General features: G+C 74.9%; 12 protein-coding genes. 8 read left to right on the top strand and 4 right to left on the bottom strand.

All coding sequences use genetic code 11. From position 1 onward, the window contains the following. Nucleotides 1-277 precede the first annotated feature (277 nt). The 3 genes from F8274_RS27440 (at nucleotide 278) to F8274_RS27430 (ending at nucleotide 2,952) form a co-directional block, all read left to right on the top strand. On the top strand, nucleotides 278-1,207 hold the full coding sequence (locus F8274_RS27440) for a cell wall-active antibiotics response protein (protein ID WP_225854001.1): 930 nt from the start codon (nucleotides 278-280) through the stop codon (nucleotides 1,205-1,207). Between the two features lie 72 nt (nucleotides 1,208-1,279). After that, on the top strand, nucleotides 1,280-2,251 hold the full coding sequence (locus tag F8274_RS27435; RefSeq protein ID WP_151465260.1) for a pirin family protein: 972 nt from the start codon (nucleotides 1,280-1,282) through the stop codon (nucleotides 2,249-2,251). 32 nt (nucleotides 2,252-2,283) lie between these two features. Beyond that, nucleotides 2,284-2,952 (top strand): hypothetical protein, encoded by a 669-nt coding sequence (locus F8274_RS27430; protein ID WP_151465259.1) that lies wholly within the window; start codon nucleotides 2,284-2,286, stop codon nucleotides 2,950-2,952. A 215-nt stretch (nucleotides 2,953-3,167) separates the two neighbouring features. Here F8274_RS27430 and F8274_RS27425 read toward each other — a convergent pair whose 3' ends face one another. Together F8274_RS27425 and F8274_RS27420 are read right to left on the bottom strand one after the other, a co-directional pair. Continuing rightward, nucleotides 3,168-3,794, bottom strand: a complete 627-nt coding sequence (locus F8274_RS27425) for a DUF1345 domain-containing protein (protein WP_151465258.1) — start codon at nucleotides 3,792-3,794, stop codon at nucleotides 3,168-3,170. Between the two features lie 45 nt (nucleotides 3,795-3,839). After that, nucleotides 3,840-4,109: a DUF2795 domain-containing protein gene (locus F8274_RS27420; RefSeq protein ID WP_151465257.1), complete on the bottom strand. Its 270-nt coding sequence runs from the start codon at nucleotides 4,107-4,109 to the stop codon at nucleotides 3,840-3,842. A gap of 159 nt (nucleotides 4,110-4,268) precedes the next feature. On the opposite strand from F8274_RS27420, the gene F8274_RS27415 reads away from it, so the two are divergent. Then, entirely contained in the window at nucleotides 4,269-4,664 is a 396-nt protein-coding gene (locus F8274_RS27415) for a DUF2267 domain-containing protein (protein WP_151465256.1), read from the top strand. A 9-nt stretch (nucleotides 4,665-4,673) separates the two neighbouring features. On the opposite strand, the gene F8274_RS27410 is transcribed toward F8274_RS27415, so the two are convergent. Next, the gene (locus F8274_RS27410) at nucleotides 4,674-5,822 is read right to left on the bottom strand and encodes a CaiB/BaiF CoA-transferase family protein (protein ID WP_151465255.1); all 1,149 of its coding nucleotides are present in this window, start codon (nucleotides 5,820-5,822) and stop codon (nucleotides 4,674-4,676) included. A gap of 249 nt (nucleotides 5,823-6,071) precedes the next feature. On the opposite strand from F8274_RS27410, the gene F8274_RS27405 reads away from it, so the two are divergent. The 4 genes from F8274_RS27405 (at nucleotide 6,072) to F8274_RS27390 (ending at nucleotide 8,849) form a co-directional block, all read left to right on the top strand. Further along, nucleotides 6,072-7,091 (top strand): TerC family protein, encoded by a 1,020-nt coding sequence (locus F8274_RS27405; RefSeq protein ID WP_151465254.1) that lies wholly within the window; start codon nucleotides 6,072-6,074, stop codon nucleotides 7,089-7,091. A gap of 84 nt (nucleotides 7,092-7,175) precedes the next feature. Then, the gene (locus F8274_RS27400) at nucleotides 7,176-7,775 is read left to right on the top strand and encodes a sulfite oxidase-like oxidoreductase (RefSeq protein ID WP_151465253.1); all 600 of its coding nucleotides are present in this window, start codon (nucleotides 7,176-7,178) and stop codon (nucleotides 7,773-7,775) included. A gap of 1 nt (nucleotide 7,776) precedes the next feature. Further along, nucleotides 7,777-8,538 carry a ferredoxin reductase gene (locus F8274_RS27395; RefSeq protein WP_151465252.1) on the top strand — a complete coding sequence of 254 codons (762 nt, stop codon included), beginning with the start codon at nucleotides 7,777-7,779 and terminating at the stop codon, nucleotides 8,536-8,538. A 17-nt stretch (nucleotides 8,539-8,555) separates the two neighbouring features. Continuing rightward, on the top strand, nucleotides 8,556-8,849 hold the full coding sequence (locus tag F8274_RS27390) for a DUF6510 family protein (RefSeq protein ID WP_151465251.1): 294 nt from the start codon (nucleotides 8,556-8,558) through the stop codon (nucleotides 8,847-8,849). Between the two features lie 28 nt (nucleotides 8,850-8,877). Here the strand turns inward: F8274_RS27390 and F8274_RS27385 are convergent, their stop codons facing one another. Continuing rightward, nucleotides 8,878-10,542: a glycosyltransferase gene (locus F8274_RS27385; RefSeq protein WP_151465250.1), complete on the bottom strand. Its 1,665-nt coding sequence runs from the start codon at nucleotides 10,540-10,542 to the stop codon at nucleotides 8,878-8,880. Between the last annotated feature and the right edge of the window lie 75 nt (nucleotides 10,543-10,617).

Raw genomic sequence — 10,617 nt, 5'->3', positions numbered from 1 at the left:
CTGGCGTTCCTGAAGGGTCTGAAGCAGGTTGACGGCTGGGAGAGCATGCCGCTGACCGAGGCCGCGCAGACCGTGCAGGTCTCGGCCTACCCGGACGCCTACGCCCAGTGGGAGCAGCAGGCCACCGGCATCGTCGCCCAGCACTGGAACAGCTGACACAAGCGAGCTGGCCGGCACCCCGAACACGGGGTGCCGGCCAGCGGCGTCTCCAGGAATGAACTGAACCCGAAATGGAGACGTATCAGCCGACGGGGACCGGTGAGAGGGGACAACAACCATGACCGACCTTGAGCCGACCGGGTCGGGATGGTCCGGGGCCGCCCGCCTGCTGGCCGCCGCCGCGGTGCTGGTGGTGGCACTCGGCGTGGCGGCCGTGGTCGTGACGCTGTCCCACCCGAGCCGACTCGGAATCGCCTTCTCCGGCCAGGCGCCTCCGCAGGGCGAGGGCCGCCAGCCGACGCCGGCGGAGGGCGACCAGCCGGCGCCGATCGAGAGCCACGGGTCCACGCCGACCGAGGGTCAGCAGGTGACGCCCGCCGACAGCGACCGGCCCACGCCGGCCGAGGGCCGCCGGCCGGGCGGCGTGACCACCGCGGCGGAGGAGACGCTCACCGCCCCGCGCGGCGACCGGCGGCAGGCCGACTTCGAGCTGGTCGACCCGCTGGCCAGCTTCACGCTGCGGGCCGCGGACCTGGGCGACGACCTGTACCGGATCGGCGCGCCAGACGCTGCGGGTGTCACCCCGCGGCCGGAGGTGACCGGGGACCGGGTCCGGCTGCGCGTCCAGGACAACGGCCGGTCCGGGCCGGCCGCTGTCGAGGCGGTGCTGAACTCCCGGGTGACCTGGCGGCTACGCCTGGCCGGCGGGGTCAGCGAGCAGCAACTCGACCTGGGCGCGGCCCGGCTGGCCGAGATCGACCTGGTCGGCGGGGCGTCCCGCACGGGGCTGCGGCTGCCGCCGTTGACCGGCGCGCTGACCGTACGGGTCAGCGGCGGCGTCAGCGAGCTGACCGTGCTCGTTCCCGGCGGGTCACCGGCCCGGGTCCGGGTCGGGGCCGGCGCCGGCTCGGTGGCCGTGTACGGCGACCGTCGCACCGGGGTGGCCGCCGGCCAGGTGGTCAGCTCACCCGGCTGGGACCAGGCCCGGATCCGGCTCGACCTCGACCTGACGGCCGGGGCGAACACCGTGAGCGTCTCGGCCGGCTGAGCGCGGCGCCTCGGGCCGGTGAGCGGGGCGAACACCCGGAGCGTCGCGGCCGCCTGAGCGTACAGTCGGGCGGTGGACCGTACCGAATCCCTGCCGGCGCAGACCCTCCCACCTGGCGTGGGCTCCACGGACCCGGGCAGCGTGCTGCTGCCCGGTCACGACGTGCCGTTGGGGCGCTACACCACGGTGCGCCGCCTGCTGCCGCAGCGGCAGCGGCGGCTGGTCGGCGCCTGGTGCTTCGTCGACCATTTCGGACCGGACGACGTGGCCGAGCGCCCCGGCATGGAGGTGCCGCCGCACCCGCACACCGGGCTGCAGACGGTCACCTGGCTGCTCGACGGGGAGATCCTGCACCGCGACAGCCTGGGCAACGTCCAGCCGATCCGGCCCGGCCAGCTCAACGTGATGACCTCGGGGCACGGCATCGCCCACTCGGAACGCTCGCCCCTGGTGCACCCGCCGGTGATGCACGGCGTGCAGCTGTGGGTGGCGCTGCCCGACCCGGCCCGGGGCGGCGCGGCCGACTTCGCCCACCACGCCGACCTGCCCCGATGGCGCGACGGCGACCTCGACGTCACCCTGCTCGTCGGCGAGGTGGGCGGGGAGCGCTCCCCGGCCGTGGTGCACACCCCGCTGGTCGGCGCGCAGCTGGAGGTCCGCGGCCCGGCGCCGGCCACGCTGCCGCTGCGCCGCGACTTCGAGTACGGGCTGCTCGCCATGTCCGGCTCCGCCGAGGTGGACGGGGTGGCCTTCGCCCCCGGCGCGCTGCTCTACCTGGGCGCCGGCCGGGACGCGCTGACCCTGCGGGCGGCCACGGGCAGCCGGCTGCTGCTGCTCGGCGGCACCCCGTTCGAGGAGCCGCTGGTCATGTGGTGGAACTTCGTGGGCCGGTCGCACGAGGAGGTCGTGGCCGCCCGCGAGGACTGGATGGCGGGCCGGCGGTTCGGCGTGGTGGCCGACGACGCGGCGCCTCCACTGCCCGCCCCGGCGCTGCCCACCACCCGGCTCAAGGCGCGGGACCGGCGCGGCGGCACGCTCGGCTGAATGCCCTGGCCCGCCCCGGGTAGACGGCGGGCATGCCCACCACCAGTGCGATTTCCAGTGTCGAGGACAAGAAGCGGCTGGTCCGCCGGCTCGCCGGGGACGGGCGGGGGTTCGCCGAACGGTACGGGTTCCGGGTCACGAACAACCCGTCCCAGCTGTTCCAGGTGCTCTACCTGTCCGTTCTGCTGGCCCGGCGGGGCGACTTCCACAAGGCGATCGACGCGGCGACGGGGTTGCGGGACGCCGGCTGGGACAGCGCCGCCCGGCTGGCCCGCTCGTTACACGCCGACCGGGTCCGCGTGCTGCGCGCCGCGGGGCAGCGCGGCGACGTGGACGCGCTCGCCGCCACGCTCGGTGACCTGGCGCAGAACATCGTCGACGCGTACCGGGGCGACCTGCGGCGGTTGCGCACCGAGGCGCACCAGGATCCGGGCCGGGAGCGGCGGTTGCTGACCGGGCTGCCCGGGGTCGACGACGAGGTCACGGACCTGTTCCTGCGGGAGGTGCAGGCGGTGTGGCGCGAGGTGGCGCCGGTGGCCGACCGGCGGGCGCTCGCGGCGGCCCGCCGGCTGGGGCTGGGCCGCTCCGCCGACGACCTGGCCGGGCTGGCCGGGAGCGGCGAGTCGGAGCGGCTGGCCTGGCTGGTCGGGGCGCTGGCCCGGGTGGATCTGGAGAAGCGGTACGCCGAGGTGACCGCATGACCGGGACGTGCCGACCGCCACAATCCCGGGATACTCACCCGTTCGGCTGATGCCCTGTCGTATGATGATCGTGGCAGCGATGCCCGCCCGGTTCGGGCGAACATCCACCGCCTGTCGGTCGCGACCCGGTTCGGGCGCGGACCGGCGGGGACAGGTGCTGCGTGGCGCCCCAGGTCGCGGTTCGTGACCCGGGGCGCCCGCCTGTCACCTCGGCCTCATTGGGCGAGGCTGGCGAGCAGGTTCACCGTGGCGGCGATGATGACCGCGCCGAACAGGTACGACAGCAGCAGGTGCCGCAGGGCCGTCCGGCGCATCTCCGAGGTGCACAGGTCGGTGTCGGAGACCTGGAAGGTCGCGCCGACCGTGAAGCCGACATAGGCGAAGTCGGAGAAGCAGGGCGGCTCGTCCTGGTGGAAGTTGATCCCGCCCGGCTCGCCGCTGTAGAAGAGGCGGGCGTACCGGGTGGTGTAGACGGTGTGCACCACGAACCAGGAGACCACGATGCTCAGGACGCCGAGCGCACCGTAGAGGTCCCGGACCAGTCCGGCTCGGACGTCGTGCGCCATCGTCAGCACCAGTCCGACCGCCAGCAGGCTGGCCAGGCAGGCGGCCAGCAGCAGGGCGTCACGCGTCGCCCGGTTGGGGTCCTCCAGCTTCGCCAGCCGTGCGGTGCGGGCGGCGTCCAGCCGGGACAGCCGCGTCCACTGCAGGGCGAGCCAGCTCAGCGCGGCGGCGTCCCACCCGACGAGCGGGATGAGTGCCGGCGCGAGCATGACGGCGGCGGCTCCGGCGGCGGCGCCGCCGACCAGCGCCATCACCACCAGTTGAAGCGCCGCCGGCACGTGTCCGTGAACCCGGGCGGCCGTCCAGCGCGGCACCGAGCGGGGTCAGATGCCGCGCAGGTGCTGCGAAACCCGCGTGTGCGGCTCCCGGGCCTGCGCCGCGCGCTGCGAGCGACCCACCTCGGGGGCGGCGTCGATGCCCGCCGACCGGGCCACCTCGGTGCCGTTGGCGTAGTCCACCGGCGGCAGCGCACGCAGCGCCTTCAACACCTCCGGCGGCGCGCCCTCCCGTTCGGCCTCCTGGATGACGTCGTCCTTGCCGGCCGGGTAGTCCAGCGCGGACAGATACTCGAGGACGTCGGTGTAACTCGCCATGGGTGGGGCTCCTCGCGCCTGTAGTTGCGGTCACGACCGGCGGCGGTTACCCGCCGGACCGCGGGTCACGCCCCGCGCGCCGGTGGAATTCCGCCACCGTTTACGGGCCGTCGTGACGGGTAGCCGCGCGGGTGCTGAGCATCGAAGGGGGTACCACCCATGCACTACCTCACCTTCGTCGGCCGGGTGGCGCGGCGTACCGGGACGTCCCAGGAGTTGGCGGCGGAGCTCACGCGCGCCACGCTGGCCACCCTCACCGACCGGTTGACCGGCGGTGAGGTGCTGGATCTCGCCGCCCAGATGCCGAAGCCCCTCCAGGGGCTGTTGAAGCCGGACCCGCACGCCGAGGCGGCCGAGCGCTTCGGCGCGGCCGAGTTCGTCGCCCGGGTCTCCGCGCGGGCCGGCGTCGACGAGAACACCGCCCGGGACGGGGTGCGGGCCGTGTTCTGCACGCTGCGCGAGGCGATCACCAGCGGGGAGTTCCAGGACGTGGTGGTCCAGTTGCCGCGCGACTTCCGGGACATGGTGGAACCGGCCCTGGCGCCCCGCCGCTGACACCGCCCGTCAGGCCACCGTGCCGGCGGCGCGCAGGGCGGCGATCCGGGCGGCGTCGAGACCGGCCTCGGCCAGCAGCTCGTCGGTGTGCTCACCGGGCCGGGGCGGTGGCCGGCGCACGGAGGTGGGGGTGGCCGAGAAGCGCGGCGCGGGGGCCGGCTGGGGAACCCCGTCGGGCGCGACGAAGACCTCCCGGGCGGCCAGGTGCGGGTGCCCCGGGGCCTCGGCCCAGTCGAGCACCGGCGCCACGCAGGCGTCCGAGTCGGCCAGCAGGGCGGCCCACTCGTCCCGGGTGCGGGTGCGGAACAGCCGGGCCCAGGCCGCGCGCAGCGCCGGCCAGTTCGCCGGGTCGTGCCGGTCGGGGGCCTCGTCACCGTCGAGCGGGAAGCCGGTGAGCCGGACCAGCTCGTCGTAGAACCGCGGCTCCAGGGCGCCGACCGCGAGGTGCCGCCCGTCGGCGCACTCGTACGTGTCGTAGAAGGGTGCGCCGCCGTCGAGCAGGTTCACCCCGCGCGGGTCCTGCCACATGCCGGCGCGGCGCAGCGCGTGGATCTGGGTGGACAGCACCGACACGCCGTCCACGATGGCCGCGTCGACGACCTGGCCGGGTGCGCCGGCGCGGACCGCGTACAGGGCGGCCACGACGCCGAGGGCCAGCATCATCCCGCCGCCGCCGAAGTCGCCGAGCAGGTTCATGGGCGGCACGGGGCGCTCGCCGGCCCGGCCGATGCCGTGCAGCGCGCCGGTCAGCGCCAGGTAGTCGATGTCGTGGCCGGCCGTGTGGGCGAGCGGGCCGTCCTGCCCCCAGCCGGTCATCCGCGCGTACACCAGTCGGGGGTTCGCGGCGCGGCAGTCGTCCGGGCCGAGGCCGAGCCGCTCGGTGACCCCGGGCCGGAAGCCCTCGATCAGCGCGTCCGCCCCGGCGACCAGGGTCAGCACCACCTCGCGTCCTTCGGGCGTCTTGAGGTCCACGGCGAGCGAGCGGCGGTTGCGGTTCAGCAGGTCACCGGGGATGTCGCCGAAGCCGCCGCCGCCGACCCGGTCCACCCGGACCACGTCCGCGCCGAGGTCGGCGAGCATCATGGCGGCGAACGGCCCGGGTCCGATGCCGGCCAGTTCGATCACCCGTACGCCGGTCAGCGGTCCCTGACTGCTCATCGCGTCACCATAGGGCCCCGGCCCGCGCGGCACCACGGCCACCGTTCCGCACAGCGGTTGACCAGGGCAATCACCCGCGTCGCCACTTGGCGTCCACGTTGAGGTTGCCCTAACCTTGAGGCGGCGAGGGGAGTACTTCCCACGAACCATTCCGGTCAGTACGGCGGGCCCCGGGCGCGCCTCGGGTGGTTGCCCACGAACGGTGGGTGAAGGAGACCTCGAACATGACACGGTGTTCGAGGAGGCTCCATGACCGAGTTGTCGTACCTGTCCGCTGCCGAGTTGTCGTCGGTGGGGACCCCCACCCTGTGGGCGGTGACCATCGCCGGCGTGCTGGCGCTGCTGGTGCTCGACTTCCTGGTCACCCGGCGGCCGCACGAGGTCTCCCTCCGGGAGGCGCTGGGCTGGTCGGCCTTCTACATCGCCCTGCCGCTGGCCTTCGGCGCCTGGGTGTGGGGCCGCTACGGCTCGGAGCAGGGCGTCCAGTATCTCACCGGCTACCTGGTCGAGAAGTCGCTCTCGGTCGACAACCTCTTCGTCTTCATGCTGCTGCTGGCCGCGTTCGCGGTACCCGCCGTGCTGGCCCAGCGGGTGCTGCTCTACGGCATCGCCGGCGCGCTGGTGCTGCGCGCGGTCTTCATCGCCCTGGGCGCCGCCGCCCTGCAGACCCTCGACTTCGCCTTCCTGCTCTTCGCGCTCATCCTGGTCGCCACCGCGGTGAAGCTGCTGCGTGACGCCCTGTCCGGGCACGAGCAGGAGGTCGACATCGACAAGATGCGGTCGGTCCGGCTGCTGCGCAAGGTCATGCCGGTGGTCGACGAGTACCACGGTCCGAAGATGACCATCCAGCAGAGCGGCCGGCGGGCGCTCACCCCGTTCGCCCTCGTGGTGGTCGCCGTGCTCGCCACCGACGTGGTCTTCGCGGTCGACTCGGTGCCCGCCGTCTACGGCATCACCGAGGACCCGTACCTGGTCTTCGCCACCAACGCCTTCGCCCTGCTCGGCCTGCGGGCGCTCTACTTCGTCCTGCACGCCGCCCTGAGCCGCCTCGTGCACCTCAGCTACGGCCTGGCCGCCATCCTCGCCTTCATCGGCCTCAAGCTGGGCCTGCACTGGGCGCACGGCATCTGGCCCGGGGTGCCGCAGATCCCCACCCTCGCCTCGCTCGGCGTCATCATCGGCGTCCTGGTGATCGTCACCCTGACCAGCCTGCGCGCGACCCGCGACCGGGCCACCGGCGAGGAGGCGGTCCTCGCCGAGCGGCGGTGACCCGGCCGCCGCGCCGGTCACCCGGCGCGGCGGCTCCCGGCCGAACCCGTCGCCCCGGCCCACGCCAGGTGGTACGACTGACGCGTGGGAATCGTCTCGCCGGGCTTCCAGGGCCGGCCCCGTACGGCCGAACCGGCCCTGCCGCCGGGCCAGTACCTCACCGAGGACTTCCCGGTGCTCTCCGCCGGGCCGACGCCCCGGGTGTCGCTGGACACCTGGGAGTTCGTGCTCACCGCCGAGACGGGCGCCGAGTACCGCTGGTCCTGGGACGAGCTGATGGGCCTGCCGCAGGAGACGCCGCACGTGGACATCCACTGCGTCACCCGCTGGTCCAAGCTGGGCACCGACTGGCAGGGGGTGTCGCTGGACACCCTGCTCGACGGCGTCGACACCGCCGCCCGGTACGCGCTGGCCCACTCCTACGGCGGCTACACCACCAACCTGCCGCTGGACGACCTGCGGGGCGGCCGGGCCTGGGTGGTCCACACCTACGACGGCGGCCCGCTGCCGGCCGAGCACGGCGGCCCGGCCCGCCTGCTCGTGCCGCACCTCTACTTCTGGAAGTCGGCCAAGTGGGTCCGCGGGGTCCGGCTGCTCGCCGACGACCAGCCGGGCTTCTGGGAGACCGCCGGCTACCACGACTACGGCGACCCCTGGCGCGAGCAGCGCTACCAGGGCGACTGAGGTGGCCGCCCCGACGACCGGCGGCCGGGTGGTCGCCCCACTGACCTGGCGGGTCGCCCGGCTGGTGGAGCGGCGGGTCGAGACGCCGACCGCGCAGACCCTGGTGCTGGACGTGCCCGGCTGGCCGGGGCACGAGCCCGGGCAGCACCTCGACATCCGGCTCACCGCCGAGGACGGCTACCAGGCGGCGCGCTCGTACTCCCTGGCCGGCCCGGCCGAGGGGGAGCGGATCACCGTGACCGTGCAGCGGGTGCCCGACGGGGAGGTGTCGCCGTACCTCAGCGACACCTACGCCGAGGGCGATCCGGTGGAGGTGCGCGGCCCGGTGGGCGGCTGGTTCGTCTGGCGCACCGACGAGACCGCGCCGGTGCTGCTGGTCGGTGGCGGCTCCGGGGTGGTGCCGCTCATGGCGATGGTCCGGGCCCGGCGGGCCGCCGGCAGCCGGGCGCCGTTCCGGCTCATCTACTCGGTGCGCACCCCCGACGACGTCATCTACGCCGACGAGCTGCGCCGCCGCACCCGCGACGACCAGGGCCTGGACGTGGCCTACGTCTACACCCGGGCGGCGCCGGAGGGCTGGCGGGGGGAGCCGCACCGGATCGGCCTGGCCGACGTGAACAGCCACGGCTGGCCGCCCGACCTGGAGCCGCTCTGCTATGTCTGCGGCCCCACGGGCTTCGTGGAGACCGTGGCGGACCTGCTGGTGGGGCTGGGCCACCCGACCCGGCGGGTGCGGACCGAGCGGTTCGGCCCGACCGGCTGACCACCCGAGGAGAGCGCATGACCGACATGTCCTACCTGGACGGCAACATGCTCGACGGCCCGATGCGCGAACTCTTCGCCGTCGACCTGAGTTCCGCCATGGGGCGCTGCGACCACTGCGGCATGACCGGCCCGGTGGCGGGGCTGCACGTCTACTCGCACGCCCCCGGGCTGATCGGGCGCTGCCCGGCGTGCACCGAGGTGATGGTGCGTCTGGTCCGGGCCCCCGACCGGGCCTGGCTCGACCTGCGCGGCACCACCTTCCTCCAGATCCCCATGCCCCTCGACCAGCCGCATCCCCGCCCGCTCTGACGCCGCCGCGAGCGTCCCGCCCCGCGGCTCAGGACGCGACGGTGAGCTGACCCACCTGGCTCGGGGTCGGCTCGGCGTGGTTCGTCGGGCTCAGCGGCGCCGGGGAGCCCGCCGGCCGGGCCGGCGCCGGGACCGGCGCCGGGCGGGTGACGGCCGGCGCGGCCCGCCGCCACCGCCGGCGCAGCCGGCTGGCCAGCTGCCCGACGGTCACCGGCACCACCGACAGCACGAGCTGGCCGTTGCGCGGGTCGACGGTCGCGGCCACCCCGTAGAGGCGGGCGCCCTGGCGCAGCAGCCGGGGGCGGCCGGCGGCGAGCCGGGGCGCGCGGACCGGGGCGCTGCCCCGGCCGTGGCCACCGTCGACCTCCGCCCGCACCGGGTGGCGCTGGCCGCTGGCCGCGCTGCCGGCAAGGAGCCGGTCGACCGGGAAGTCGGTCCGTACCGTCCGGCCGGTCGGGTCGGTGGCGTCCAGCAGGGTGGTGCCGGCGACCGGGCCGGCCACCAGCCGCACCGGCCCCGCCTCCGCGGCGAAGCGGGGGTACGGGCTGCGCGTGGTCACCGCGAGCGTGTGCGCGTCCGTCCAGCTCACCGTCACGGTGTCCAGCCGGGCGAGCCAGTCGGCGCGTACCTCGGTGACGTCGGTCCAGGCGGCCGGCGCGCCCGGGTAACCGGCGTGCCAGCGGCCGTCGGCGACCACCGTGGCCGGCACACCCCGCTCGGCGTCCTGGTCGATGATGGCCAGCAGCTCGTCGACGCCCCCGGCGGTCACGGCGCCCAGCCGCAGGCGGGCCTCGATGTCGAGCCGGTCCCGGAGCCCGTCGGTGACGTACCGCTCGACGAGCCGGCGCACCGCCGCGTGCACCCGTTCCTGTGCGGCACGGTCCAGCCGGCGGAAGTCGTCGCCGACCAGGTGCGCCAGCTCCAGCCCGACGTGCCGGCGCAGCACCGCGTCCCGCCGGACGCCGGCCGGGATGAGCCCGGCCACGAAGGCGAACAGCCGCTCCACGCTGACCAGGCGCTGGTCGACGCGGCTGTGGTAGGTGATGTTGCGGGCGTCCAGGCGGCGCACCGCGTGGTAGTAGTCGTAGTCGGCGAGCACCGAGATCCGCCGGGCGTGGTAGCAGGCGGCCAGGGTGAACGGCTGGTCGCTGAGCACCGGCATGTCCTCGGGGAAGCGCAGCCCGAGCCGGTCCACGAGGTCCCGGCGGAACAGCTTGGTGTTCGCCAGCGACCAGGGCAGCGCGGAGTCGAACAGGCTCACGTCGACGGCGTTGCCGGCGGCGAAGACGTCGGAGAAGACGTGCCGGCCGTTGACCCCGACCACCTTGCCGAGCACCACGTCCGAGCCGTGGCGGTCGGCGGCGGCGACCAGCCGCTCCAGGGCCTCCGGGCCGAGGTGGTCGTCGGAGCCGAGGAAGAAGACGTACCGGCCGGTCGCCACCTCCAGGCCCCGGTTGCAGGGTGCGGCCGGGCCGCCGGAGTTGGCCTGGTGCAGCACCTTCACGGTGCCGGGGTGGCGGGCGGCGAACCGGTCCAGCAGCCGGCCGCTGCCGTCGGTCGAGCCGTCGTCCACCGCCACGATCTCCAGGCGGTCGCGGCCGATCGTCTGGCGCAGCAGCGAGTCGAGGCAGGCCCGCAGGTAGGGCCGGGTGTTGTAGACCGGGATGACGACGCTCACGTCTGGGGTGGGCACCGGAGCGCTCCTCGGGGAGTCGACGATTCGGGCGTGTCCGCGTCGGGCGGGGGCGCGGCGTCGGGCGGGGATGGG

It is taken from the genome of Micromonospora sp. AMSO31t (assembly GCF_008868175.1).
In the GTDB taxonomy this organism is placed as follows: Bacteria; Actinomycetota; Actinomycetes; order Mycobacteriales; family Micromonosporaceae; genus Micromonospora.
Note: the sequence above shows the minus strand (reverse complement) of the source record. Positions and strands in the feature narration are given on the sequence as shown.